The sequence below is a fragment of the Crossiella cryophila genome (assembly GCF_014204915.1).
Classification (GTDB): domain Bacteria; phylum Actinomycetota; class Actinomycetes; order Mycobacteriales; family Pseudonocardiaceae; genus Crossiella; species Crossiella cryophila.
Genome location: NZ_JACHMH010000001.1, coordinates 9,493,433 through 9,518,354 on the forward strand (window position 1 = coordinate 9,493,433; position 24,922 = coordinate 9,518,354).

The following is a 24,922-nucleotide window of genomic DNA, read 5'->3' on the forward strand; positions in this document are numbered from 1 at the left end:
AGGAGAGTCTCGTGGGTATCCTCGGGTGGATCGTGGTCGGTCTCATCGCAGGTGCGCTGGCCAAGGCCATCATGCCCGGCAACGACCCCGGCGGAATCCTGGTCACGATGCTGATCGGCATCGTCGGCGGAGTCATCGGCGGCTTCGTCGGCCGGCTCATCTTCAACACCGACACCGGCTCGTTCTTCAATCTCCGCACCTGGCTGCTCTCGATCCTGGGCGCGGTGATCGTGCTCGCGATCTACCGGGTCGTCGTCGGGAAGAAAACAGCGGCCTAGCCACTGAGCCGAACGCGCGGAAGCCCGGGACAGCGTCGTCGTCCCGGGCTTCCGCGCTGTTCAGGGTCTGCGCTCCGGCGTCAGGACTTGATCACTCCGCGCTGCGCGGCCGCCTTGGCCAGCCACTGCCCGGCCCGGTCGGCCAGCCGGGGGAAGTGCCGGTAGAGCCCGCTGACCAGGTGCGCGCTGCCAGGGGCGATGACCACGGCCTTGTTCCGGTCGATGCCGTGCAGCACGGCATTGGCCAGCTGCTCGGGCTGGAAGGCCGGTCCCTTGCTCTCCAGGGCGGTGATCCGCTGCGCGCTGGGCACCGGCGGCAGGCCGGGATTGGGGGTGAAGCCGGTGTTGGTCATGCCGGGGCAGACCACGGTGACCCTGACCCCGCGAGCGGCCGCCTCGGCACGCAGCGTCTTGCTCAGCCCGACCACCGCGTGCTTGGTGGCCGCGTACGGCGCGATCATCGGGAACGGGGCCAGCCCGGCCACCGAGGCCATGTTCACGATGTGCCCGGACCCCTGCTCCAGCATGATCGGGTAGGCCGCGTGCACGCCGTGGATGACCCCGCGCAGGTTGACGTTCACCGCGAGGTCCCAGTGCTCAAGACCGAGGTCCTCCACCGCGCCCGCGATGATCACCCCGGCGTTGTTGATCATCAGGTCGAGCTTGCCGTGCTCGGCGCGCGCCGCGTGCACCACCTGACCGACCGCGGCGGCGTCGGTGACGTCGAGCTGGGCCGCGCTCGCCTGTCCCGGCCCGTGCCCGGTGAGCCGCTCGGCCACCTCTTTCGCCTTGTCCCCGTTGAGGTCCGTGACCACGACCGTGTCGCCGCGCAGGACCAGTGCCGTCGCGATCGCCCGTCCGATGCCGGACGCCGCGCCGGTCACCACCGCCACCCTTGTCATGACCGAGAGCAATACCACGGTCACCGGCCGGGGTCATGGGCCGATGGTCAGGAGCACCCTGTGAAACAGGCGACGCCGGGGGCCATTGGCCGCCCGGCGTCGCCGAACTCACAACCTGGTGCCGGTCAGGACCGGCTCAGGGCTCACTTGGTGCTGAACACGCGGATCTTCATCGAGGTGCCGTCCTGCTGGAGCACCCGGATGCCGACGCCCGCGCCCGGCACCTTCACGCCCGCGGTCGGCTGTGCGGCCGACCAGTAGGGCTTGGTGTCGTCGAACAGCGGCTTGGCGGACTGCCCCCGCACGTAGCTCGACTTGCCGTTCACGTGCAGCGTGAACGAGTCGGACTTCTGCAGCGAGAACGGTGCGTCATAGCCCGCGATGCGCGGCCGCCAGGCCTGACCCTCGAGGTTGTAGATCGGGTCGGGGTTGGCGTCGATCGGCAGGATCAGGCCCTCACCGGGGTGCGCGCTGGTGTTGTTGTCCACCTGCGAGGTGTCCCAGTAGGAGATCAGCAGACCGTCCTGGTACGGGAACCGCTCCGCCCAGCGCGGACGGGCCGGCCAGCCGTAGTTGTACGGGCCCACCTGCATGTACTTGTCGAAGGAGGCGTAAGTCCGGTTCGTGGCCACGTAGAAGTGGTCGAAGGTCTTGGTCTCCGTGCCGGTGGTGGTGCGGAAGCCCTTGAGCGTCCACCCGTTGTTGCCGCTCTCCGCGCCGTCGGTGAACACCGTCTGGCCGTCGGCGACGATCTTGAGGTCGTCGGCGAAGAAGCCGATCGGGGCCACGCCGCCATCGGTGATGTAGCGGAAGCGGACCAGCGCCTTCTTGCCGGCGATGGGGGTCAGCGGGATCTGGGTGTCGACCCACTTGCCACCGCTGGTGTCGGTGATGGCCGGCTTGTCCGCGGCGTCCTTGGGGAACGCCTTGCCGTCCAGCGTGCCGTCCAGCGCGGTCCAGTTGGCCCCGTTGTCGGTGGAGTACTGCGCGTAGACGTAGTCGAAGTCGACCTCGATGTCGTAGCGCGCCTTGAGGCTCAGCGTCGCCGCGGCCTTGCCGGTGAGGTCGACCTCCCTGGTCAGGGTGTTGTCGACGTCATCGCCCTGGCCACTCCACCACTGGTTGGCGCCGGCGAAGGGCGCGCCCAGCTGGCTGGTCTTCTGCTTGTCCGGCAGCACGACCACGACACCCTGTGCCTTGTCGCTGTTGTACTCGTGCGGACCGAGGTCCAGCTGCTTGTCCTGGCCCGCGACCACGGTCTCGTAGTCCAGCCAGCCCAGCTGCAGCTTGTCCCAGGCGGACAGGTCGGCCGCGCGGGTGCCGATGCCCTCGTTGGCCGGGGAGACCCGGCTCTGGCCCATCAGCGACCACCAGTTGACGCCGTTCTCCGACGCCCCGCCCGGTCCGGCGGTGTCGTAGTGGTCCGGCAGGCCGAGGTCGTGGCCGTACTCGTGCGCGAACACGCCGAGTCCGCCGTTCTCCGGCTGGATGGTGTAGTCGCCGACCCAGATGCCGGTGTCACCGATCTGGGCGCCGCCACGCTTGTTGAAGCCGGGGCCGGTCTGGCCGGAGCTGGTGTTGTAGGCGTACCAGCGGTGGGACCAGATCGCGTCCTCGCCCTGGTGCGGGTCGCCGTCGGCCTGGTCGCCGCCGGAGTGCACGATCTGGAAGTGGTCCAGGTAGCCGTCGGGCTCGTTGAAGTCGCCGTCGGCGTCGTAGTCGTACCGGTCCCAGGTGTCGTACTCGGCCAGCTTGGCCTTGATCTGCTCGGTGGTCTCACCGGCGGCCTTGCGGTCGGCGGCCCACTGGTTCACGCCGTCCTTGACCAGTTCCCAGGTGTTGTTGCAGGTGCTACCCGGGCACGGGAAACCGTTGGAGCGGCCGTAGCGCGCCTCGTTGTACTTGACCTTGACCCAGTCGGTGACCAGGCCGTCGACCGAGTACCGGCCGGAGGACTGGCGCTCGTAGAAGGTCTTCAGCGACTCGACGTTCTCGCCGGTGCCGAAGTACATCTTCTGGAAGTGGTCCTTGGAGTAGTCCGGCTGCCAGATGGTCGCGTTGTCCTGGCCGCGGTTGGGGGCCGGGATCTCGTTGTGCAGCGGACCGTCGAAGCGGGCCGGGCCAGGAGTCGCCGCGTGGGTGTCCTGGTCGGGGTACTGCGGGTGCCGGTCGTTGCCGAACTCGGTCAGGATGACGAAGATCTTGTCGGTCTTCTCCCTGGCCAGCTCCACGAACTGGTCGACCCGGGGGGACTCGACCGACTTGGCCGCCCGCTCCTGGCCGTTGACCTGCGGCTGCTGCTTGGGCGCGTCGCCAAGCTTGACCACGGTCGAGGAGCCGCGCTTCTCGGTCTTGGCCTCGCCGGAGAGGACCTGCGTGAGCGCCTCGGTGCGCAGTGCCCGCCGCTTGTCCTCCAGCGGGTTGGGCATCTCGTGCTCTGCCTCAACCTCGTTCACGGTTTTGGTCTTGGTGTCCGCGGCCGGTGCCGCGGTGGCGGACCAAGGCGCCGCCGCGCCGAGCAAAGCCACCACGGCCAGCCCGACGGTCATTCTTCTGTGCACGTGCCCTCCCGTGACAGGCGTCGGAGCAGATCAGGTGTGCAGTGACGCTCCGACAGCATGTTGAACGGAAGGAACCATACGAGCGATCCCGGCCAGGTGAAATGGCCAATACGCTTCGTGATGAAGCAGTTGCCTTTTGGCTCGCGCCCGGATGGCGGCGCTCAATCCGATCGACTGGTTGACTTGAACCGGAGTGCACAGGCGGCTCGTGCCGCCGGATGAGGAGTCGCCGGATGACCGCCAGCGCGCAGCGGGTGCGCCAGGCCCGTGACCTGCTCGGGCAGGTCCACCAGCAGGTGGCGGAGGGGGGCAGCCGGGACCCCTCGATGGAGGAGGTGGTGAGCATCCTTACGGAGCTACCGGGCCTGCTCAGAGCCACTGCGGGGCTGCTCGACCAGGTCGATCCGGCGGTGGCCGCGGTGGTGCTGGACAGCGCTTCCGCACCGGGCTGGCTGCACTCCCCCGCCGAACGCGCGCGCTATGTGGCCAGCGCGCTGCGGAGCAAGGCCGACGACGTCGTTGGGATCACCGCGAAGCTGCGGCTGGCGCGCTGAACAGGTCTGGACCCATGCGCGGATTGCCAGTTTTGCATGGGTGCCCAGAGAGCCTGTTCAGCGCGATTCCCAGTTTTACCGTCACTACTGGGTGTTCACCCGATCGGGCTGGTGAACTCCAGTTTTCCGCCCGATCGCGCACAGCCCGGCGGCGGCCAGCAACACCGCGGCGGCCACCGCCGCGGTGACGTGCATTCCGCTGACGAAGGCCAGGCGGGCGGCCTCGGCGAGCGCGGGCCCGGCAGGCCCGGTCAGTCCCTCGGCCACCGCGACCGCGCCCGCCGGGGTGGCCATGGCCGCCTCGGCCGCGGTGGCGGGCAGTCCGGGCGGCAGCGCGCCGGTGATCTCACCGCGGTAGACCAGCCCGATGCCGATGCTGCCCAGCACGGCCATGCCCAGCGCGCCACCCAGTTCGGTGCCGGTCTCCGAGAGCGCCGAGGCCGCACCCGCGCGCCCTGGCGGGGCGGCGGCCAGCACCAGGTCGTTGGCCAGCGCGGTGACCAGGCCGAGGCCGGTGGCGGTCACGGTCATCCCGGCCACCACGGCCAGCAGTCCGGAGCGGTCGGCGCCCACCGTGGTCAGCAGGAGCAGACCGGCCGCGCCGACCACCAGCCCGGCCGCGATGACCAGGCCGGGGCGGTACCGCCGGGCCAGCGCCGGGCCGAACGCGGTGCCGATGGCCATGCCCGCGAACACCGGCAGGCCCCAGAGCGCGGCGATGAAGGGCCGGTAGCCGAGCACGGTCTGCAGGTACTGGGCGGTGAACAGGGTGATGCCGCCGATGGCGAACAGGGTCAACGTGGCGGCCAGGATGGCCACGCCGAAGCCGGGGACGCGGAACAGGTCTAGGTCCAGCAGCGGGTCAGGGCGGCGCTGGCGGCGCAGGAACCACAGCCCGAAAGCCAGGCCGAGCAGGATCGCGGTGACCGGGAGCCAGCTCAGGCCGTCGGCGGCGATCCGCTTGATCCCGTAGATCGCCGGCAGCATGGCCAGCAGTGAGAGCAGCGCGCTGACCAGGTCGAACCGGCCGGGTGCGGGGTCGCGGGACTCGGGCAGCAGCACCGGGCCGAGCAGTACCAGCAAGGCCATCGCGGGCACGTTGACCAGGAACGCGGTCCCCCAGTGGAAGTTCTCCAGCAGCAGCCCGCCGAGCACCGGCCCGAGCACCGCGCCACCGGCGAAGGCCGCGGTCCAGACCGAGACCGCGGTGGCCCGCTGGGCCGGGTCGGCGAACATCGCGCGGATCAGCGCGAGGGTGGACGGGGCCAGGGTGGCGCCGCCGACGCCGAGCAGCGCCCTGGCGGCGATCAGCAGTTCCGGGCTGGTGGCGTTCGCGGCCAGCACCGAGGCCAGCCCGAAGAGCACTCCCCCGGCCAGCAGCAACTTCCGGCGTCCGATGCGGTCGCCCAGGGTGCCCATGGTCACCAGCAGGCCGGCCAGCAGGAAGCCGTAGACGTCCATGATCCAGAGCAGCTGTCCCCCGGACGGCTGAAGTTCGGCGGACAGGAACGGCACCGCGAACAGCAGTACGGACAGGTCCATGGCCACCAGCAGGGCCGGAAGCACCAGCACCGCCAGGCCCAGCCACTGCCGCACCCCCGCGCGGTCAGACAAATCGGTCATAGCGCTGAAATATACGTATGTCTAATACGTTTGTATAGATCCTAGGATGGCGGCGTGGGACACCGTGAAGATCTGTTGGCCGGGGCCAAGCGCTGCCTGCTGGAGCGCGGCTACACGCGCACCACCGCGCGGGACATCGTCGCCGCCTCCGGGACCAACCTCGCCAGCATCGGGTACCACTTCGGCTCCAAGGAGGCACTGCTGACCCAGGCCCTGATCGAGGCACTCACCGAAACCACCGCCGAGGTGGAACGAGCCATGCCGGTCCCCCCGGAGGCCCCCGTGATGCAACGCCTGGAGGCCACCTGGCAGCAGGTGATCACCTCGTCCACCGAACAACCGGAACTGTGGCGGGCCACCCTGGAGGCGTTCCTGGTCGGCGTCCGCCATCCGCAGGTGATGGAGGTGCTCAAGGGGCTCTACGAGGCGCAGCGCCAGGAGTTCATCGCCGAGTTCAACGGGATTCCGCTGACGGAGGTGGAACAGGGGGACGCGGACACCCTGGGTTCACTGCTGCTGGCCATCGCGGCCGGACTCACCTTGCAGACGATGGTGGATCCGACCCGCGCCCCTCGCTCGGCGGATCTGGCGGTAGGTCTACGCAAACTCGCCACCGCCCTGGAAGCCGACGCCCAGACCTGAGCCTGCCAGCACGCGTGTTGGCCGTTGTCGTACGGCCGCAGGCCGGGGGTTGGGGTTGGGGGGTAGACCCCCACGACGAGGGTTCTCGCGTGTTCTCCGTACGGCCTGGAGCTTGCTGACCGCGCCTCGCCGAGTGGCCCCTGCAACCTGCCGCCGCCTGCCCACGAATCCGCAACGGGGGCCGCTCGGTGAGGTGTGGTTGGCTTGCGGAAGGCCGTGCGGAGAACACGCGAGCCCTCGGAGCCACGCTGGAACCGGCCCCGGCAACACAAACCCCGCCCCGCAACCTGCTTGCCCGGCTCTTGACTTGCCCTCCCCCCTCCGGTGGTCTGCCCGGCCGGCGAGGCCATCTTTTCCGCTCTTGATCTTTGCGCTTGTGGCCTCTGGTGCTGAGGTACCCGAACGAAAATCAAGATCAAGATCGTCCTCGCCGGACGGGCAGAAATCAAAGGATGGGGGGGGGAAATCAAAGACAAGAGCAAAGAGCAAGAGCAGTGCTCGTACGGTTCCCCCATCCCCGTCAGCCTTCCGATACCAAACCACATCCCGGGCACGCAGACCGTTGCGGTTGGGAAGCTAGGGCGGCGGCAGGTTGCGGTCTGCGCGCCCGGGATGTGGTGTGTCCTCTCCAGGCTGACGGGGATGGGGGAACCGCTCGGGTGGGGTTTGAAAAGCCACCCCGGCTGCCTGTTCGGGCTTCGCCCGGCCGCAATCGCCCAAGGCGTACAAGAACGGCCAACGTGGCGTACGAGAACGGCCAACACTGGGTACGACAACGGCCAACACGCGCGGAGGGGTTCAAACCCGAACCCCTCCCGGCGTGTTGGCCGCTCTTGTACCGCGTGTTGGCCGTTCTTGTACCGCGTGTTGGCCGTTGTTGTACGGGGTGTTGGCCGTTGTGGGGCGGGTGGGGTTAGTGGGATTGGGTGAGGTTTAGGTGGGTGCCTGCTTTTCGGGCTCGCCAGGAGGCTGTTGCCACGCCTGCCAGTAGGAGTAGGGCGCTGGTGGCGACCATGGCGGTGGAGAGGGCGACTATTTCTGGGGAGATGCCTCGTTTGCTGGCTTGGCCGTAGATGAAGACGGGGAGGGTGGTGGAGCCCGCGTCGCCCAGGTAGCTGGAGATGACCACGTCGTCGAAGGAGAGCAGGAAGGCGAAGGCGGCTCCTGCGGCCACCGCGGGGGCGACCAGGGGCCAGGTGACGGTGCGGAAGGCGGTGAAGGGGGGTGCGCCCAGGTCGGCGGCGGCTTCTTCCAGGCGGGGGTCCATGCCTGCGAGGCGGGCTCGGACTACTACGACCACGAAGCTGAGGGAGAAGGCGACGTGAGCCGCCAGCAGGGCGCCGAAGCCTAGGGGGATGCCTGCCAGTTTGACGCAGAAGGCGAGCAGGCTGATGCCCATCACCACCTCGGGGACCACCAGGGGCAGGGTGAGCAGGACCGTCCAGACTGCTCGGCCGCGGAAGGCTTTGCGGAGGCCGAAGGCGGCCAGGGTGCCGAGTAGGACGCAGACCGCCGCGCTGGTGAAGGCCAGGCGGAGGGTCAGGCCGAGGGCGGTGAGGACTCGGTCGTCTTCGGCCAGGGCGGTGTACCAGCGGGTGCTGAAGCCGGTGATTCGGCTGACCTGCGCTGAGTCGTTGAAGGAGGCCAGGGCCAGCCAGCCGATGGGGAGGTAGAGGAAGGCGAAGATCAGGGCCACCGCGAGGCCGAGTTTCCAGGGGCGTCTCACAGGACGTCCTCCCCTCGTCTGCCGCGCAGCACGAGCACGACGACGACCAGCACCAGCAGCAGGACCGCCATGGCCGAGCCGAGGGGCCAGTTGTTGCCGCTGCGGAACTGGTCGTCGATGACGCTGCCGAAGGTGGACTGGTCCACCCCGCCGAGGAGTTTCGGGGTGACGAAATCGCCGGCGGCGGGGACCAGCACCAGCAGTGAACCGGCCAGCACGCCGGGCGCCACGCCGGGCAGCACGATCCGGCAGAAGGTGGAGATCCGGCCGTGGCCCAGGTCGTAGCTGGCCTCGGCCAGGCGGTGGTCGAAGCGTTCGCAGGCCACGTAGAGCGGCAGCACCATGAACGGGAGGAAGCCGTAGCTGAGGCCGAGGATCACCGCGCCGTCGGTGCGCAGGAAGCCGCCGTCGGCGTTGAGGCCGATCACGGCGAGAGCCTGGTTGACCAGGCCGTCGTCGTCCAGCAGGGCCTTCCAGGCGTAGATACGGGCCAGGTAGGAGGACCAGAACGGGACCAGTACCGCGGCCAGCAACGCGGTGCGCCAGCGGCCGCCGTGCCGGGCGATGAACCAGGCCAGCGGAAAGCCCAGCAGCAGGCAGACGGCGGTGGTGGCCAACGCGTAGAGCAGGGTGCGGCCGAAGATGGGCAGGAAGGCCGGGTCCAGGGCACTGCGATATGCCTGGCTGGTCCAGGGCAGGACCACGTGGGTGACGCCGGTGTCGCGGGTGGCGAAGCTGTACTGCACCACCAGCGCGAGTGGGGCCAGCAGGAACAGGGCCAGCCACAGCCCGGCCGGGGAGAGCAGCGCGTGCCGCTTGAGCTGCGCGGCCAGCCGCCCGCTCACCCCGTCTTCACCTTGGTCCACGCATCGGCGTAGCGGGCCTCGACCTCCCGGTCCAGGTCCTTGGTGAAGGGCAGCTTGGCCAGCGCCTCGACCGAGGGGTAGACCAGCGGGTCCTCCAGCAACTCCTTCTCGATCATCGGCTTGGCGGCGGCGTTGGGACTGCCGTAGCGGACCGCGTTGGCCAGCTTGGCACCCACGTCGGCACGCAGGATGTAGTCGATGAACCGGTGCGCGTTGGCCGCGTGCGGGGCGTTCTTGGGCACGCACAACAGGTCCACATAGGACAGTCCGCCCTCGGTGGGGATGGCGTAGGCCACGTCGGCGTTGTCGTCGCGGGCCTGGAAGGCGTCGCCGGAGTAGACCTGGGCCAGCACCACCTGGCCGGAGCTGAGCGGCTGGATCACGTCCGAGGTGATCTGGCCGATCTTCTTCTTCAGCGCCAGCAGGTACTTCACCGCCTCGTCGATCTTGGCGGTATCCGTGGTGTTCGGGTCGTGGCCCAGTGCGAGCAGGCCCAGCGACATGCCGTCGCGGGCCTCGTCCAGGATCGAGCTGCGGCCCTTGATCGCCGGGTGGTCGAAGGCGCCGAACCCGGTGAAGGTGCCCAGGGTCTTCTTGGAGTAGGCCAGACCCGTTGTGCCCCAGGCCCACGGCGCGGAGAACCGGTTGCCTGGGTCGTAGTCGGCCTCGGCGAAGCGCTTGTCCAGGTTGCCCAGGTTCGGGATCAGGTCGTGGTCCAGCGGCTGGAGCAGTCCGGCGCGGCGGAAGCGGCGCAGGAAGTTGTCGCTGGGCACCACCAGGTCATAGCCCGCGCCGCCGGAAGCGATCTTGGCTTCCATCTCGTCGTTGGAGCTGAAGTTGTCGTAGGTGACCTTGATGCCCGAGTCGGCCTCGAACCCGCTGAGGGTGTCCGGCGCGATGTAGTCGGTCCAGTTGTAGAAGTTGAGCTGCTTCTCGTCCTTGGCGTTGCTCGCCTTGACCTTGCTCGGCTCCGGCGCGCCGCTGGGCCCGCCGCCGGGGGCCTCGCCGATGCCGCAGGCAGCGAGCCCCTGGGCGGCCACGGCGAAGAAGGCCATCGAGCGCAGCATGCTGCGGCGGGTGACCCGCGGGCTGTCGGTGTCCCACAACCGGGCGATCCGCACCTGCTTGGTCATGGCCTCTTCCCCTGCTCGCCGAGGACAACGGTGTACTCCGGATCCCAGGCCAGCCGCACCGGCTGCCCAGGCGTGCCCGCGTCGGAGATCCGGCGGGTGTTCTGCACGAAGGCGACCAGCTGGCCGCCGCCGGGCACGTCGATCACGTACTGGGTGGACAGGCCGGTGTAGACCACGTCCAGCACGGTCCCCTCCAGCGCGCACCAGCCCGTCGGCGGCTGCTCGGCGCCGTCGAGGTCGTAGAGGTGCAGCTTCTCCGGCCGCACGGTGACCGCGACCGGCTCGCCGTGCCCGAGGGCGCGCTCGCCGGCCTGCGCGCGCAGCCGGGTGACGCCGGGGGCGGTCAGCTCCAGCCAGCCGTCGGCCGACCCGGACACGGTGGCGTCCAGGATGTTGGAGGTGCCGATGAACCCGGCCACGAACCGGGTCGCCGGCCGCTCGTAGACGTCCTCCGGGTAGCCGACCTGCTCCACCCGGCCCGCGTTGAGCACCGCGATCCGGTGCGAGAGGACCAGCGCCTCCTCCTGGTCGTGGGTGACGTAGAGGAAGGTGGTGCCGACCTCGCGCTGGATCCGCATCAGCTCGATCTGCATCTGCTTGCGCAGCTGGGCGTCCAGCGCGCCCAGCGGCTCGTCCAGCAGCAACAGCCGGGGCTGGGCGGCCAGCGCGCGGGCGATGGCCACCCGCTGCTGCTGCCCGCCGGAGAGCTGGGCCGGCCGCCGCCGGGCGAACCCGGACAGCTGCACCAGTTCCAGGTGCTCGCCGACCCGCTGTCTCAGCTCCGCGCCGCGCAGCTTCTTGCGGCGCAGCCCGTAGGCCACGTTGTCCCACACGCTCAGGTGCGGGAACAGCGCGTAGGACTGGAAGACGGTGTTCACATCGCGCCGGTAGGGCGGCACGCCGACCATGGACACCCCGTCCAGCTCGATCCGCCCGGCGTCCGGGTCGGCGAAACCGGCGATCATCCGCAGCAGCGTGGTCTTGCCGCAGCCGGAGGGGCCGAGCACGGAGAAGAACTCGCCCTCGTGCACCCGCAGGTCCACGCCGTCGACAGCGACCTGGTCGGCGAATCGGCGGGTGACCCCGTGGATCCCGACCGCGACCGGGGCGTAGGTGTCCGGGGTGCGCGCTTCGACGGGGTGGAACTCAGCGGTCAATCCGAGGACCTCCAGGCACAGCGGTGCCCCGGTCGGGGCGGCGGGATAGGGGCGAGGACGTGCCCGGCGGCGGGCTGGGCACGCGGGAGGTCAGCGTAATAGAGCAGGGCCGATCCCCGGAAAACGTGCCCGGCGTGAGTCCGGAGGCCCCGTGTGCGACGATGGGCATGTAGACGACCTACTTGTTGGCGTGGAGGGAACGATCGTGGCTACCGCCCCTGGCACGGAGCTGGACAAGCGGACCGGCGCTGCCCTCGACACGCACGACGAACCCTCGGTCGAGTGGGGCTGGCACGGGCACTTCCCGCGCGCCACCAAGATCACGGGCTGGTTCTCCGTCGTGGCCATCCTCGGCATGCTGATCGGCAACCACACCGGCTGGAACGAGGACGTCTACCTCATCCTGACCGCGGTGTTCATGGCCGGTGCGCTGATCCGCTGGCAGATCAAGGACCGCACCTCCTGGCGGAACTGACCGCCGCGTCCCACTCCTCGGAACGCGGTAACCATCTCTTGCGCATGTCCGCATGAGACGGTTCCCTGCTGTCATGGACGTCGTGCTCGAGCCGTTCTGGCCCAGCCGACGCTGCCGCCTGTTCGACCAGTTCTGTAGGTAGGCCACGCGCCCGATGGGGTCCGTTGTCCTCTTCCGCGCGTGGCCGGTCCGTTCGTGTCGCCCCCTCGCCACGCACAGAACGGGATCACCACCCATGTCGGTCACCGACGAACTGCTCGAGCACAACGCCGCCTACGCCGCTGCCTTCACCGGCCCGCTGCCGCTGCCGCCCGCCCGCGGCCTGGCCGTGCTGGCCTGCATGGACGCCCGGATCGACGTCTACCGGGTGCTCGGCCTCAAGGAGGGCGAGTCGCACGTCATCCGCAACGCCGGTGGCGTGGTCACCGAGGACGAGATCCGCTCGCTGGCGATCAGCCAGCGGCTGCTCGGCACCACCGAGATCATCCTCATCCACCACACCGACTGCGGGATGCTGACCTTCACCGACGACGCCTTCAAGGCCTCGATCCAGGAGGACACCGGGGTCAAGCCGTCCTGGGCGGCGGAGGCGTTCAGCGATCTGGACACCGACGTGCGGCAGTCCATCGCGCGGATCAAGAACAGCCCGTACATCCCGCACACGGACTCGGTGCGCGGGTTCGTCTTCGACGTCGCGACCGGGAAGCTGAACGAGGTCGTCTGATATATCGACCGTGAACCGCCCGTGTAGCCCCTCGGCCTAAGGTGCTGCCCATGAAGCCGAGGGGCATCGGTCACGGGCGCGTGCCCATCGCACTGACCGCGCTGACCGTGACAGGTGCGGTGGTGGTGGCGCTGACCGGCGCGGCCACCCCGCAGGGCGGGGCGGACTTCCTGCAGAACGGGCACTGGGTGCACAACGCGGTGCTCGGCGGGATCTACCACCTCAACGGGGCGACCGGGGCGATCGACGCCCAGGTGTCCGCGCCGGACGTGCCAGCGGGCAGTCAGGTGGTGCAGGGCAGCAGCAGTGGCTTCATCATCCTGCAGCGGCAGGTCGTCGAGTTCAGCAAGTCCACGCTGCGGGTGGAGAAGACCACCCAGCTGCCGACGATCACCGAGGCGCCGGTTCCGTTGCAGGTCACCGGCGGTCCGTACCTGGTGTTCCGGCAGGCGGGCAAGATCTCCCGGCTGGGTGGGCGCAACGCGGGTGAGGTGTCCACCGACGGCCCGGTGGGTCAGCCGGTGGCCACCGCGGACGGCACCGTGTGGGTGCACCTGACCGACACCGGTTCGATCTGCAAGCTGGGCAAGGAGGCCACCCGGCTGGCCTGCCCGGCCAGCGCGCCCAAGGGGCACGCCGGTTCGCTGACCGTGGTCGCCGACCAGCCGGTGTTCCTCGACACCACCGCCGACACCGTGCACACCGTCGGCGAGGGCCCGCTGGACGAGGGCATCAAGGTGGGCGCCGACCTGCCGCCGACCGCGCGGCCCGCCAGCACCGACGTGGACGGGCGGATCGCCGTGCTCGACCCGGCGGGCAAGCGGTTCCTGCTGGTGGACGCCGGTGGCCTGGACCGGAGCAGGCCCGCCGGGGAGACCAGGGTGGTGAGCCTGCCCGCGGGTGAGTACACCGACGTGGAGTCCTCAGGGCAGCGGGTGGTCGTGGTGGACAAGACCCGCAACTCGGTGCTCACCTACAAGGGCGACGGCACCCATGTGCAGTCCACGCCGGTGCCGCCGGGCGCGGTCAGGGTCAGCCGGGGCGAGGACTCCCGGGTGTACGTGGACAACGTGGACGGCTCGCACGTGGTCGCGGTGGACCACGACGGCAAGGTCACCCCGGTGCCGATCACCAAGGAGCGGATCAGCACCAGCGGCAAGCCGCCGCAGCCGCCGCCAGCCGAGCCCAGCCTGACCAACGTGCAGGGCCCGCCCAGCTCCCGCGCCCTGCCCCCGCCGCGGCAGGACCCGCCCCGGCGCAGCACCACGGCGGCCGCGCGGACCAACGCCGATCGCCCGGTCACCCCGGCCAGTCCGCCGGGCGCGCCACCGGGGGTGCGGGCCACCGCGGGCAACGGGCAGCTCACGGTGAACTGGGGTGCGGCCGCGAACAACGGGGCCGCGGTGTCGGCCTACCACGTGTCCTGGACCTCCAGCGCGGGCGGCTCGTCGGTCCGGGTCGGTGGCGGGGCGCGCTCCAACGTGATCAGCGGGCTGGCCAACGGGACCGCGTACACGGTGACCGTGGTGGCGGAGAACCCGGCCGGGCGCGGGCCGGGCGCGCAGTCCCGGGCGACACCGGCGGCGCCGAGGCCGACCCGCTCGATCGACCTGAGCCGGGGCAGGCCGGAGCTGTACAAGAACGACTGCACGCACCTTCCGCACAGCGCGCTGATGCGGGTGACCCTGCGCGGGTTCGCGCCGAACACCTCGTACCTGGTCAAGCCGTACTCCGACAGCGACCACTACAGCAATGAGGGACGGACCGAGCGAACCGACGCGAACGGCACGGTGACCTTCCAGGCGTTCCACTTCTGCCAGGTCGGCAAGAACGTGTGGGTGCGCGCGGACGGCGTGCAGTCCAACACGATCAGATGGGTGAGTCAGTGACCAGGCTGACCCGGCGTGGCGTCGCCGTGCTGGTGTTCGCGGTGCTGCTGCTCATCGCCGGGGTGCTCGCCGGGCATCCGCTGCTGCGCGCGCTCGGCGGGCTGTGCGCGGGTGCGGTCGGCGCGGCGCTGGCGCTGGTGGTGCGGCGGCCGAAGGTGGCGGTGACCAGGGAGGTCTACCCGGACCGGGTCGAACGCGGCCGCCCGGCGCTGGCCCGGTTGCTGGTGCGCAACCCCGGCACCCGGCGGCAGGTCGCGTTCACCGCGGGCGACCGGCTCGGCGAGGGCGTGCACGAGGTGCGGGTCAACGCGCTGCCGCCGGGCACCGAGGCCAGCTACCACTACGAACTGTCCACCCGGAAGCGCGGGCGGCTGCCGGTGGGACCGCTGGTGCTGGAACGCACCGATCCGCTGGGCCTGGCCCGCGGCACGCTGTCCACCGGCACCGCGGCCATCGTGTGGGTGCACCCTCGGCGGCACCCGCTGCGGCTGGCCGTGCGCGGCACGCCCCGGCACCACCACGAGGGCCGGGTGGCCGAGGACCTGCACGGTTCGCTGGACCTGCGCGAGGTCCGCGAGTACCAGCCCGGCGACGAGGTCCGGCATCTGCACTGGAAGGCGGCGGCGCGCACCGGGCGGCTGATGGTGCGCCAGTACGCCGATCCGGACCAGCCCAGGCTCACCCTGTTGCTGGACACCAGGGCGGAATCGCTGTCCGCGCAAGGCTTCGAGGAGGCGGTGGAGGTGGCCGCCTCGGTGCTGCACGCGGCCGCGCTCGGCGGTCAGCGCTGTCGGCTGGTCACCCCCGGCGGGGTTGATCTGTCCACTTCGGACGGTCCGGCGGCGGCGCGGCGACTGCTCGACGAGCTGTGCGAACTGCCCCAGGACACCGCGTCCGCGCTGGCCCCGCCCGCGCTGGCCCAGTCCCGGAGCCGGGACGGCGCGCTGGTCGTGGTGACCGGGGTGACGCTGGACGAGTCGAGTGCGCTGGCCCGGCTGCGGGCGCGGTACCCGGCGACCACCGTGGTGGCACTGGGCGAATCCGTGGTGCCGGTCCCGGCCGGACGGGTGATCCAGGCGGTGGACGCGGCCGCGGCGGTGCGCCGGTGGAACGCGGTGACCGGATGAGCGAGCGGCAGACCCTGGCCGGGGTGCTGCTGGCCGGTGCGGTGGCCGGACTGCTGTTCGCGCCGGTGTTCGGGCTCGCCGTGCTGCTGCCCTCGGTGCTGGTGGTCACCCTGGTGCTGGCCGCGGGCAGCGAGCTGGTGGCGCGGTTCCCGGCGCTGACGCCGTGGCGGCCGCTGCTGCTCGGCGTGGCCGGACTGCTGGGCATCGTGCAGACCGAGCTGTTCCCGACCACGCTGGCCGGGTTGCCGACCGGGGACACCCTGGCCGCGCTGGGCGCCGGGCTGGTCGACTCCTGGCAGCTGGCGCTGGACTCGACCTGGCCTGCCAGGCCCGATCCGGAGCTGCTGCTGTTCGTGCCGCTGCTGGTGCTGGGCGCCGGACTGCTCGGCATCGAACTCGCGCACCGGGCCCGCGGTCCGCTGCCCGCGCTGCTGCCGAGTGCGGCGGTGCTGGGCCTGAGCCAGCTCTACGCGCCGGCGCCGGAAGGACTCGCGGTGGCCGCCGCGCTGGGCTACGCCGCCGCCGGGGTGCTGACCCTGGTGCGCGGGCGGGTGCGCCCGGTGGCGCTGGCCGCGGTGATCGCCGCCGCGGTGGCCGGATCGGGGCTCGCGGTGGTGGCGGATCCGTTGGGGAGACCGGCTTATTCGCTCAGGCAGGAGCGGCCAACGCCGTTGCCGCCCGCGCCGACGGCCAGTCCGCTCGACGAGATCGCGGCCCGGCTGCGCAGCGGGGACCTGGCGGTGTTCTCCTACACCGGCTCGGCCAAGGTGGACCGCTGGACCACGGTGGTGCTGCCCCACTTCGACGGGGTGAACTGGCGGCCCGACGAGTACTTCCAGCGGCTGGGCGCCGAACTCGCGCCGCCGCCAGGACTGCTCGACCCGCAACGCCGGGAAGCCGACATCACCACGCTGCCGGCCAGCGGGCGCTGGCTGCCCAGCCAGCCATGGCCTGCCGCGGTGGCCGGGCTGGATCCCCTGGTGGGTCCGGACAGCGGCATGCTGTTCGGCCCCGGCGGCGTCACCAACTACCGGATCGCCTGGTGGGACCCCAAGTCCGAGGGGCTGCTGGACGCGGCGATCGACCCGGAGGTGCCCGGCTGGCGGGAGGACATCGGCGAGATCCCGCCCGGCGTGGCCGAACTGGCCACCGAGGCCACCAGGGGACTGCGCGCGACCTTCCAGTCCGCCCTGCAGCTGCAGCGCTACCTCACCGAGAACTACCGGGTGTCCACCAGCACCGACCTGCCGACCGGGCACGGCTGGCAGCAGATCCGGAAGTTCCTGTTGGAGGACAAGGAAGGCACCAGCGAGCAGTTCGCCACCGCCTACGTCGCGCTGGCCCGGCTGCTGGGCATCCCGGCCAGGGTCGCGGTCGGCTTCGCCGCACCGGCCACCGCCGCCGCGGACGGACGGCGGACGGTGCGCAACCGGGATGTGCTGGCCTGGCCCGAGGTCGCGGTGCAGGGCTTCGGCTGGGTGCCGCTGGACCCGACCAGGACCGCGGCCAGGGACGACAACCCCAACAGCGGCGGCCTGGCCGACCTGACCAAGGCGGCCAGGCAGAAGCTGCCCGCGCCCGCGGACCTGCGCAACCCCGACCTGCCCGCGTCCGGAACCGTTGCCGGTGAAGAGGAATCGGCGGGCGGCGGCTGGCAGTGGCTGTGGTGGTCGCTGCTCGGACTGGTGCTGGCGCTGCCGGTGCTGTGGCTGGCAGGCGTGCCGCTGTGGCGGCTGCTGCGCCGCTGGCGACGACGGCGGGCCACCGGCGCGGCCGCGGTCACCGGCGCGGTGGCCGAGGTGCGGGACCGGTTGCGGGCCTTCCGGATCCCGGTGACCCCCGGCATGACCGTGCGCGATCTGGCCGGCGCGGCCGCACCGCTGGCCGACCGGTTCACCGTGGACACGCTGCGGTTGCTGGCCGGGACCGTGGACACCGCGCTGTGGTCCGGCGGACCGGCCACCGCCGAGCTGACCGACCGGGCCTGGGACGCCGAGCGGCAGGTGCGCAAGAGCCTGTCCCGCAACGGTTCCCTCCGCGACCGGCTGCGCGCGGCATTCGATCCGCGGACCGCCTGACAGCTTCCGGCCAGGCCGCCCCATCCGGTGGGCGGCCTGGCCAGCATGAGGCGGTGAACCGAACCTGTTTCCCCGTGCTGGCCGGCGTCGCCGCGCTGTTGCTGGGCGGCTGCGCCTCGCCCGCGCCCGCCCCGGCCGCCTCCTCGACGACGCCCGTCGCCACAAGCACTGCCGTGCCGAGTTCCAGCAGCACCCCGCCGCCTCCGCCACCACCCGCGCCGCTGCCCACCGCGGCCGCGGACGGCGGCAACCTGCGCGCCTGCACGGACGCGGCCTGCGAGGTGCGGCTGGACAAACCGGCCACGATCAACCTGGTCAAGCAGCAGACCGGCACGGTGCGGGTGACCGCGATCGAGGCGGATTCGGTCACGCTGAACCTGACCTTCCCCGGCGGCCGGATCGAGTTCAACTGCGACCAGGGCGTGCGTTGCTCGCTGGTCGGCGCCACCGCGGGCGCCCCGGCGATGATCTTCGCGGTCGCCGGGACCGGCGGGTGGATCACCACCAACGGCATGCGCACGCAGGTCGTGGCCGTGCGCGACGGGGTCGCGGTCATCCGGCTGGGCCCGGCCTAGACCCAGGTTCTCGGCTGGTCCGAGACGCTGTGCAGGAACGGGTCGAAGTCCAGGTCGGTGGTCGCCGGGTCGGCATCGGTCGGCAGGAACTCCTTGACCAGCTCGAAGACCTCCCGCTGGGCCGCGGCCACCGCGCGCTGGATGGTCTCCACGATGTCCGCGGCCAGCAGCTCCGAATCGGGCTGCCGGTACACCCGCGGGTTCAGCTCCAGTTCCAGCAGCTCACCGCGGGCGCCGACAGTCGCGCTGATCAGCCCGTCCGGTGAGTCGGCGGTGCCGGTGATGTCCCGCATGCCCGCGCGCAGCCTGCGCACCGAGTCCGCGAGCTGCTGGATCCCCTGATCGGTCATTGCCGCCTCCTGCGCCGGGTTCGAGAGGCCAAGTGTGCTGCGGCGCAACAGGATCCGGCGCGCGCTGACAGCTTGCGGCCAGGCCCGGCCACACATGGGCGCGGAGCCGGACCATCACAGGATGGGACGCATTCGCCTGCACGCCACCGTTTTCCTGGCGGCCACGCTGCTCGGCCTCGGCGCCGGCGGCGGGCTCGCCCTGGCCGCGCCGCCGCCCGGCACCTGCCACAACCCGACGCCTGCCCGGCCGGAGATCGCGCAACTGCCGTGGGCCCAACAGGTTCTCGCCCCCGACCGGGCCTGGCCGTTCAGCGACGGGGCCGGGGTGACGGTGGCCGTGGTGGACTCGGGGGTGGACGCCGACCACCCGCAGCTGGCGGCGAAAGTGTCGCGGGGCAGGGACTTCTACTACCTCGGCGGACTGCCCGGCAACTTCGACTGCGTCTCGCACGGCACCGCGGTGGCCGGGATCATCGCGGCGGGCGAGGCGGACCGGATCGGGTTCCGCGGCATCGCGCCGGGCGCGCGGATCCTGCCGGTGCGGGTCAGCGACCGGGACCTGACCGACAACGGCGGCGCGGCCGCGATCGACCCGGTGGTACTGGCCCGCGGCATCTGGTGGGCGGTGGACCAGGGCGTCAAGGTGCTCAACCTGTCGGTGTCCGGGCCGGTGGACAACGGGCACATCCGGGACGCGGTGGCCTACGCGGTCAGCAAGGACGTGCTGGTGGTGGCCGCGGCCGGGAACCACCAGCCGGACAGCCAGTTCGCCTGGCGGCCCTCCTACCCGGCCGCCTACCCCGGCGTGCTCGGGGTGGGCGCGATCGACATCGACGGCGCGAAGCTGCCCTCCTCCCAGCTCGGCGACTTCGTGGACCTGGTCGCGCCGGGGGCGGGCGTGCTCGGCCCCACCCGCGCGGGCGGGCACAGTTACTTCACCGGCACCAGTTTCGCCGCGCCGTTCGTGGCCGGGACCGCCGCGCTGGTGCGGGCCCGCTGGCCGGAGCTGTCCGCGGCCGAGGTGACCCGGCGGCTGCTGGCCACCGCCACCCCGGCACGTGGCGGCAAGGGCAGTCCCGGCTACGGCGCGGGCGTGGTCGACCCGTATCGCGCGGTCACCGACGGACTGTCCGCGGTGGCCCCGGCGCCGCTGCCGCCGCTGACCCATCCCGCGCCGGACGTGGCCCGGCTCAGCGCGGAAGCCTGGTGGCGGAACGCGAGTGAGCGGGCCGGGATCGGCGCCGCGGCGGCCGTGGGCGTGGCCCTGCTGGCGGTGCTGATCGCGGTGGTGCTGCCGCGCGGCCGCCGCCGGGGCTGGGCCGCCGGCACCGCCGCCGCACTGCCCGCCACCCCGGTCCGGGAGGAACTGCCCGAGCAGGTCTTCCTGCTGCCGCCCCCGCCGGTGGAACGCTGACACGCGAAAGGCCCCGGTCCGCCGCTGGCGCGGACCGGGGCCTGGGTGCCGAGGTCAGCCGATCGAGGTGCTGCCGATCCGCGAGATGGACTGCTGCAACGCGGTCTGCAGGTTCGAGTTGGTGTTCGTCACGCCCGAGCGGATCTGCTCGACCAGCTCCTGGCGCTGCTGGCTGACCGCCTTCCAGGCATCGTGCACACCGCCGAACTCGCCACCACCGGTGTCCGTCCAGTCCGAACCGGTGATTCCGGCGGCCTGGGCCATCTGGTCCATCTCGGACTGAATCTGGTTGATGGTGCTCAACAACTGCTGGGCGAATCCCTCGAGCTGCTGAAAGTTTCCGCGAACGATGTCTACCATTTCCTGCTCCCCTGTTCAGAACGCGATCAGATCAGTGCGAGGTCAATCCGGCGAAACCGCTGGCGGAGTCCTGGTCCTGCTGCTCGTAGGTGCGCGAGGCGAAGGTGACGTTCTCGCCAAGCTCGGTCAGCGAGGCCACCACCCGCTGCACCCCGGTCACCCAGTTGTCGAAGGCCTGGTCGAAGCTGACCTTGGCCTGTCCCTCCCAGGCGCCGCTGAGCGCGTCGGCCTGGGCGGTGGCCCGCTGCCGGTGACCGTCGATGCTCTGCGCGATGTTCGTGGCCGCGGTACCGGTCTGCGCGATTCCGCTTACCGCACCGTGAATTTGCCCTGACATGCGGGCTCCCCTCAATCGGACGGCCAATGCCGTGTATTCCGGTCGACCTGACGCTAAAGCGAACAGCGCCCGCGCACGGCGGTCACGGCACCTTCCTGCCATGGCCATTTCCCGGCCCACGCATTCCAGGACGATCGGATTCCCCAGCCGATGAAGGAGGAATCCGTGGCGACGATCGTGGTGCGGCGGCCGCAGCGCAGACCCGCGCCCGAGCTGCCCTCTGGTGAGCTGGTCATCGAGGCGCCGCCGGAGATCCCGGCGCCCACCGGCAGGCAGTGGCAGCAGGCGCTGATGATGCTGCCGATGATCGCCGTGCTCGGCGCGTCCGTGCTGCTGTTCTCCGGTTCGGCCGCCGGCACGCTGCGCTACGTCGTGCTCGGCCTGTTCGGGGTGGCCGCGGTCGGCATGATCGTGATGACCTTCGTCACCGGCGGCGGCCCCAGCAAACGCGAGATGGGCCTGGCCCGCCGCTCCTACCTGCGTGGACTGGCCCAGCACCGGCTGCGCGTGCGGCGCACCGCGCACCGGCAGCGGGACGCGCTGGCCTACCTGCACCCCGAACCGAGGGCGCTGTGGTCGGTGGCCGCGAGCTACCGGCTGTGGGAGCGCCGCCGGGACGACCCGGACTTCGCGGTGGCCCGGATCGGGGCGGGCGCGCAGAGCCTGTCCACCGCGATCATCGCACCGGACACCAAACCGCTGGAACAGCTGGAACCGTTGTCCGCCTTGGCGTTGCGCCGGTTCATCAGCACCTTCGCCGCCATTCCGGGGCTGCCGCTGGCCATCGCGGTCACCGGGTTCGGCCGGATCCACCTGCGTGGCGACAGCGACCGGGTGGTCGGGCTGGCCAGGGCCATGGTGGCCTCGCTGGCGACCCTGCAGACCCCGGAGGACCTGCGGATCGCGGTCTGCGCGGGCCGGGACGAGCGGCCGGACTGGGAGTGGGTGAAGTGGCTGCCGCACGCGCTGCACCCGGAGAAGACCGACGCGCTGGGCCCGCTGCGACTGGTCGCGCCGACCGTGCCCGGGATCGAGGCGATGCTGGAGGACCTGCTCGCCCAGCGCCGCCGGTTCGACCCGGAGGCCGGGCATCCCGGCGGTGAACCGCACCTGGTGGTGGTCATCGACGGCGGCTCCACCGTCGGCTCGGACCACCTGATGACCGGTGGCGGCGTGGAGGGCGTCACCGTGCTCGACCTGACCACGCTGCCGCCGCGTGCGCTGGACCGGGCCGCGGTGGTGCTGGAGGTGGCCGAGGACGGCACGCTGACCAGCGAGACCATTGACGGCGAGACCGAGCTGGGCGTGGCCGACGAGCTGGACGCGGTCGCCGCCGAGGGCCTGGCCCGCCAGCTCTCCCCGCTGCGCGGCGCGGACGGCGGCCGGGGCGAGCAGCCGCTGAGCGCCTCGCTCGGCCTGGCCGAACTGCTCGACATCGGCGACCCGTACCTGTTCGACCCGACCCGCACCTGGGTGCAGCGGCCCAACCGGGACAAGCTGCGGATCCGCTTCGGCGTGCGCGCCGACGGCACCCCGATCGAGATCGACCTCAAGGAGTCCGCGCAGGACGGCATGGGCCCGCACGGGCTGCTGGTGGGCGCCACCGGCGCGGGCAAGAGCGAACTGCTGCGCACCCTGGTGCTCGCGCTGGCGGTGACCCACCCGCCCAGCTCGCTGAACTTCGCGCTGATCGACTTCAAGGGCGGGGCCACCTTCACCAAGCTGGACCGGCTGCCGCACACCAGCGCGGTGATCACCAACCTGGCCGAGGAACTGCCGCTGGTCGACCGGATGACCGACGCCATCAACGGCGAGCTGATCCGCCGCCAGGAACTGCTGCGCGCGGCAGGCAACTTCTCCTCGCTGCGCGACTACGAGAAGGCCCGCGCGGCCGGTGCGCCGCTGCCCGAGGTGCCCACGCTGCTGGTGGTGTGCGACGAGTTCAGCGAGCTGCTCTCGGCCAAACCGGACTTCATCGACATGTTCGTGCAGATCGGCCGGATCGGCCGGGCGCTGGGCGTGCACCTGCTGCTGGCCAGCCAGCGGCTGGAGGAGGGCCGGTTGCGCGGCCTGGACACCTACCTGTCCTACCGGATCGGGCTGCGCACCTTCTCCGAGGCGGAAAGCCGGGTGGTGCTGGGTGTCGGTGATGCCTTCGCCCTGCCCAGGGCGCCAGGGCACGGCTTCCTGAAGTCGGGCACCGAGCCGATGATGCGGTTCCGCTCGGCCTACGTCTCCGGCGTGCACCGCCGCGCCGAGGCGGGTTCGATCGGCGTCGGTCCGCGTGCGCCGCGGCTGATGGCCTACTCCACCGCCTACCTCGCCCCGCCCGCCGACGCCACCCCGGTGCCGACCGCGCCCGAGGACCCGGACGAGGGCGTAGGCGAGAGCCTGCTGGACGTGCTGGTGGAGCGGTTCGAGGGCAAAGGCGTGCCAGCGCACCAGGTCTGGCTGCCGCCGCTGGCCGAATCACCGTCCCTGGACCAGCTGCTCGGCACCCCGGTCGAGGACCCGATCCGCGGCCTCGGGATCACCGAACCACGGCTGGCCGGGCGACTGCTCGCGGTGGCCGGGATCGTGGACCGGCCACTGGAACAGCGCCGCGAGCACCTGGTGCTGGACCTGTCCGCGGCGACCGGGCACGCCCTGGTCGTCGGCGCCCCGCACAGCGGCCGCAGCACCGCGTTGCGCACCCTGATCACCAGCCTGGCGCTCACCCACACCCCGCGCGAGGTCCAGTTCTACTGCCTGGACTTCGGCGGCGGCAGCCTCGGCACGCTCACCGGCCTGCCGCACGTGGGCGGGGTCGCCGGCAGGCAGAACGGCGGTGCGGTGCGGCGCACGGTGGCCGAGGTGGTCACCGCGCTGACCCACCGGGAACGCCTCTTCGCCGAGCACGACATCGACGGCATGGCCGAGTTCCGCAGGCTGCGCGCGGCCGGCCGGTTCGCCGAGGAGACGCACGGCGACGTGTTCCTGGTGGTGGACGGCTGGGCCACGCTGCGCAAGGAGTTCGAGGACCTGGAGGACCCGGTCGCCGACATCGCCGCGCGCGGGCTGTCCTACGGCGTCCACGTGCTCGCCGCCTGCGGCCGCTCCTTCGACCTGCGCCCCAACATCCGCGACCTGTTCGGCAGCCGGATCGAGCTGCGCCTCGGCGATCCGCTGGACACCATGGTCGACCGGGCCAGCGCGAGCATGGTGCCGGAGAACGCGCCCGGCCGCGGCGTCAGCATGGGCAAGCACCAGCTGCTGCTCGCGCTGCCGCGCATCGACGGCGGCAACGATCCACGCGATCTGCCTGCCGGGGTGGCCGAGCTGGTCAGCGGCATCGCCCGCGGCTGGCACGGTCCGCGCGCGCCCAAGGTCCGGATGCTGCCTGCCAGCCTGTCCTACCCGGACCTGATCGCCATGGACGAGCAGAACCGGCTGGTCACCGGCATCGCCGAACGCGATCTCGCGCCGGTGCACTGGGACTACCAGGCCGATCCGCACCACCTGCTGCTGGGCGGCCCGGAGTCCGGCAAGACCGGGTTCCTGCGGGTGCTGGCCCGCCGCATCCAGGAGACGATGACGCCGGAGCAGGCCCGGATCGTGCTGATCGACCACCGCCGCGGCCTGCTCGGCGAGGTCGGCGCGCCCTACCTGCTCGGCTACGGCACCGACAAGGCCACCACCGGCAGGCTGATGAACGAGGCCGCCACCGCGCTGACCGAACGGTTGCCGGGCAAGAACATCACGCCCGAGCAGCTGCGCACCCGGAGCTGGTGGAAGGGCCCGGAGATCTTCGTGCTGGTCGACGACTACGACCTGGTCGCCAGCCAGTACGACAACCCGATGCTGCCGTTGCTGGACTACCTGCCGCAGGGCCGCGACGTCGGCCTGCACGTGGTGCTGGCCCGGCGCACCGGCGGGGCCGGGCGGGCCATGTTCGAGCAGTTCTTCACCAGGCTCCGCGATGTCGGTTCGCCCGGCCTCCTGCTGTCCGGGGACAAGGAGGAGGGACCGCTGCTGGGCGGGCTGAAGGCGGAGAAGCTGCCGCCCGGCCGCGGCTGGCTGGTCGACCGCCGCGACTCGGCCCGCCTGGTCCAACTCGCCTGGCTGCCGCCCGGCGAGGCCTGAGCCGCACACCCATCCGAGAGGGGAGATCC

The 24,922-nt window shown here is 71.4% G+C and carries 21 protein-coding genes; 11 read left to right on the forward strand and 10 right to left on the reverse strand.

Going from position 1 to position 24,922, the window contains the following annotated elements; all coding sequences use genetic code 11:
• Positions 1 to 11 precede the first annotated feature (11 nt).
• Positions 12 to 278, forward strand: a complete 267-nt coding sequence (locus HNR67_RS40725; RefSeq protein ID WP_185008959.1) for a GlsB/YeaQ/YmgE family stress response membrane protein — start codon at positions 12 to 14, stop codon at positions 276 to 278.
• A gap of 80 nt (positions 279 to 358) precedes the next feature.
• On the opposite strand, the gene HNR67_RS40730 is transcribed toward HNR67_RS40725, so the two are convergent.
• Both HNR67_RS40730 and HNR67_RS40735 read right to left on the reverse strand, forming a co-directional pair.
• Positions 359 to 1,162, reverse strand: a complete 804-nt coding sequence (locus HNR67_RS40730; protein ID WP_185008961.1) for an SDR family NAD(P)-dependent oxidoreductase — start codon at positions 1,160 to 1,162, stop codon at positions 359 to 361.
• Positions 1,163 to 1,323: 161 nt separating this feature from the next.
• Positions 1,324 to 3,741, reverse strand: a complete 2,418-nt coding sequence (locus tag HNR67_RS40735; protein WP_312989242.1) for an immune inhibitor A domain-containing protein — start codon at positions 3,739 to 3,741, stop codon at positions 1,324 to 1,326.
• Between the two features lie 233 nt (positions 3,742 to 3,974).
• On the opposite strand from HNR67_RS40735, the gene HNR67_RS40740 reads away from it, so the two are divergent.
• Positions 3,975 to 4,295, forward strand: a complete 321-nt coding sequence (locus HNR67_RS40740) for a hypothetical protein (protein ID WP_185008963.1) — start codon at positions 3,975 to 3,977, stop codon at positions 4,293 to 4,295.
• A gap of 84 nt (positions 4,296 to 4,379) precedes the next feature.
• On the opposite strand, the gene HNR67_RS40745 is transcribed toward HNR67_RS40740, so the two are convergent.
• On the reverse strand, positions 4,380 to 5,918 hold the full coding sequence (locus HNR67_RS40745) for an MFS transporter (protein ID WP_185008965.1): 1,539 nt from the start codon (positions 5,916 to 5,918) through the stop codon (positions 4,380 to 4,382).
• Positions 5,919 to 5,972: 54 nt separating this feature from the next.
• Between HNR67_RS40745 and HNR67_RS40750 the strand changes: the two genes are divergently transcribed.
• A complete protein-coding gene (locus HNR67_RS40750) occupies positions 5,973 to 6,560 on the forward strand; it encodes a TetR/AcrR family transcriptional regulator (RefSeq protein WP_185008967.1) in 588 nt (195 codons plus the stop codon).
• A 913-nt stretch (positions 6,561 to 7,473) separates the two neighbouring features.
• Here HNR67_RS40750 and HNR67_RS40755 read toward each other — a convergent pair.
• From HNR67_RS40755 to HNR67_RS40770, 4 genes are read right to left on the reverse strand one after another with little or no spacing between them, the layout of a single operon-like run.
• On the reverse strand, positions 7,474 to 8,286 hold the full coding sequence (locus HNR67_RS40755) for an ABC transporter permease (protein ID WP_185008969.1): 813 nt from the start codon (positions 8,284 to 8,286) through the stop codon (positions 7,474 to 7,476).
• Positions 8,283 to 9,131 carry an ABC transporter permease gene (locus HNR67_RS40760; protein ID WP_185008971.1) on the reverse strand — a complete coding sequence of 283 codons (849 nt, stop codon included), beginning with the start codon at positions 9,129 to 9,131 and terminating at the stop codon, positions 8,283 to 8,285. Before HNR67_RS40760 ends, HNR67_RS40755 begins: the two co-directional genes overlap by 4 nt.
• On the reverse strand, positions 9,128 to 10,285 hold the full coding sequence (locus tag HNR67_RS40765) for a polyamine ABC transporter substrate-binding protein (protein WP_185008973.1): 1,158 nt from the start codon (positions 10,283 to 10,285) through the stop codon (positions 9,128 to 9,130). Before HNR67_RS40765 ends, HNR67_RS40760 begins: the two co-directional genes overlap by 4 nt.
• A complete protein-coding gene (locus HNR67_RS40770) occupies positions 10,282 to 11,442 on the reverse strand; it encodes an ABC transporter ATP-binding protein (RefSeq protein WP_185008976.1) in 1,161 nt (386 codons plus the stop codon). Before HNR67_RS40770 ends, HNR67_RS40765 begins: the two co-directional genes overlap by 4 nt.
• Positions 11,443 to 11,647: 205 nt before the next feature.
• On the opposite strand from HNR67_RS40770, the gene HNR67_RS40775 reads away from it, so the two are divergent.
• The 6 genes from HNR67_RS40775 to HNR67_RS40800 all read left to right on the forward strand — a co-directional run bounded on the left by HNR67_RS40775 (position 11,648) and on the right by HNR67_RS40800 (position 18,310).
• Positions 11,648 to 11,917, forward strand: a complete 270-nt coding sequence (locus HNR67_RS40775; protein WP_185008978.1) for a DUF2631 domain-containing protein — start codon at positions 11,648 to 11,650, stop codon at positions 11,915 to 11,917.
• A 235-nt stretch (positions 11,918 to 12,152) separates the two neighbouring features.
• Positions 12,153 to 12,641 (forward strand): beta-class carbonic anhydrase, encoded by a 489-nt coding sequence (locus tag HNR67_RS40780; protein WP_185008980.1) that lies wholly within the window; start codon positions 12,153 to 12,155, stop codon positions 12,639 to 12,641.
• A gap of 50 nt (positions 12,642 to 12,691) precedes the next feature.
• Positions 12,692 to 14,530, forward strand: a complete 1,839-nt coding sequence (locus HNR67_RS40785) for a fibronectin type III domain-containing protein (RefSeq protein ID WP_185008982.1) — start codon at positions 12,692 to 12,694, stop codon at positions 14,528 to 14,530.
• The gene (locus HNR67_RS40790) at positions 14,515 to 15,657 is read left to right on the forward strand and encodes a DUF58 domain-containing protein (RefSeq protein WP_185008983.1); all 1,143 of its coding nucleotides are present in this window, start codon (positions 14,515 to 14,517) and stop codon (positions 15,655 to 15,657) included. The genes HNR67_RS40785 and HNR67_RS40790 overlap by 16 nt, the downstream gene beginning before the upstream one ends.
• Entirely contained in the window at positions 15,654 to 17,735 is a 2,082-nt protein-coding gene (locus HNR67_RS40795) for a transglutaminase family protein (protein ID WP_185008985.1), read from the forward strand. The genes HNR67_RS40790 and HNR67_RS40795 overlap by 4 nt, the downstream gene beginning before the upstream one ends.
• A gap of 53 nt (positions 17,736 to 17,788) precedes the next feature.
• Positions 17,789 to 18,310 carry a hypothetical protein gene (locus HNR67_RS40800; protein ID WP_185008987.1) on the forward strand — a complete coding sequence of 174 codons (522 nt, stop codon included), beginning with the start codon at positions 17,789 to 17,791 and terminating at the stop codon, positions 18,308 to 18,310.
• Here the strand turns inward: HNR67_RS40800 and HNR67_RS40805 are convergent.
• Positions 18,307 to 18,660 carry a YbaB/EbfC family nucleoid-associated protein gene (locus HNR67_RS40805; RefSeq protein WP_185008989.1) on the reverse strand — a complete coding sequence of 118 codons (354 nt, stop codon included), beginning with the start codon at positions 18,658 to 18,660 and terminating at the stop codon, positions 18,307 to 18,309. The two genes, HNR67_RS40800 and HNR67_RS40805, sit on opposite strands and share 4 nt — an antisense overlap.
• Positions 18,661 to 18,781: 121 nt before the next feature.
• On the opposite strand from HNR67_RS40805, the gene mycP reads away from it, so the two are divergent.
• A complete protein-coding gene (gene mycP / locus HNR67_RS40810; protein WP_185008991.1) occupies positions 18,782 to 20,074 on the forward strand; it encodes a type VII secretion-associated serine protease mycosin in 1,293 nt (430 codons plus the stop codon).
• Between the two features lie 54 nt (positions 20,075 to 20,128).
• Here mycP and HNR67_RS40815 read toward each other — a convergent pair whose 3' ends face one another.
• Entirely contained in the window at positions 20,129 to 20,434 is a 306-nt protein-coding gene (locus HNR67_RS40815; RefSeq protein WP_185008993.1) for a WXG100 family type VII secretion target, read from the reverse strand.
• Between the two features lie 31 nt (positions 20,435 to 20,465).
• Positions 20,466 to 20,771 carry a WXG100 family type VII secretion target gene (locus HNR67_RS40820; RefSeq protein WP_185008995.1) on the reverse strand — a complete coding sequence of 102 codons (306 nt, stop codon included), beginning with the start codon at positions 20,769 to 20,771 and terminating at the stop codon, positions 20,466 to 20,468.
• Between the two features lie 165 nt (positions 20,772 to 20,936).
• Here HNR67_RS40820 and eccCa point away from each other — a divergent pair, with 165 nt between their 5' ends.
• Positions 20,937 to 24,893 (forward strand): type VII secretion protein EccCa, encoded by a 3,957-nt coding sequence (eccCa, locus tag HNR67_RS40825; RefSeq protein ID WP_185008997.1) that lies wholly within the window; start codon positions 20,937 to 20,939, stop codon positions 24,891 to 24,893.
• Positions 24,894 to 24,922 lie beyond the last annotated feature (29 nt).

What these genes read in the sequence shown, in the direction of transcription:
- HNR67_RS40740 (WP_185008963.1), top strand. Translation starts at nt 3,975, where the DNA reads ATGACCGCCAGCGCGCAGCGGGTGCGCCAGGCCCGTGACCTGCTCGGG.
- HNR67_RS40745 (WP_185008965.1), bottom strand. Translation starts at nt 5,918, where the DNA reads ATGACCGATTTGTCTGACCGCGCGGGGGTGCGGCAGTGGCTGGGCCTG.
- HNR67_RS40765 (WP_185008973.1), bottom strand. Translation starts at nt 10,285, where the DNA reads ATGACCAAGCAGGTGCGGATCGCCCGGTTGTGGGACACCGACAGCCCG.
- HNR67_RS40780 (WP_185008980.1), top strand. Translation starts at nt 12,153, where the DNA reads ATGTCGGTCACCGACGAACTGCTCGAGCACAACGCCGCCTACGCCGCT.
- HNR67_RS40785 (WP_185008982.1), top strand. Translation starts at nt 12,692, where the DNA reads ATGAAGCCGAGGGGCATCGGTCACGGGCGCGTGCCCATCGCACTGACC.
- HNR67_RS40790 (WP_185008983.1), top strand. Translation starts at nt 14,515, where the DNA reads ATGGGTGAGTCAGTGACCAGGCTGACCCGGCGTGGCGTCGCCGTGCTG.
- HNR67_RS40795 (WP_185008985.1), top strand. Translation starts at nt 15,654, where the DNA reads ATGAGCGAGCGGCAGACCCTGGCCGGGGTGCTGCTGGCCGGTGCGGTG.
- HNR67_RS40805 (WP_185008989.1), bottom strand. Translation starts at nt 18,660, where the DNA reads ATGACCGATCAGGGGATCCAGCAGCTCGCGGACTCGGTGCGCAGGCTG.
- mycP (WP_185008991.1), top strand. Translation starts at nt 18,782, where the DNA reads ATGGGACGCATTCGCCTGCACGCCACCGTTTTCCTGGCGGCCACGCTG.
- HNR67_RS40815 (WP_185008993.1), bottom strand. Translation starts at nt 20,434, where the DNA reads ATGGTAGACATCGTTCGCGGAAACTTTCAGCAGCTCGAGGGATTCGCC.
- HNR67_RS40820 (WP_185008995.1), bottom strand. Translation starts at nt 20,771, where the DNA reads ATGTCAGGGCAAATTCACGGTGCGGTAAGCGGAATCGCGCAGACCGGT.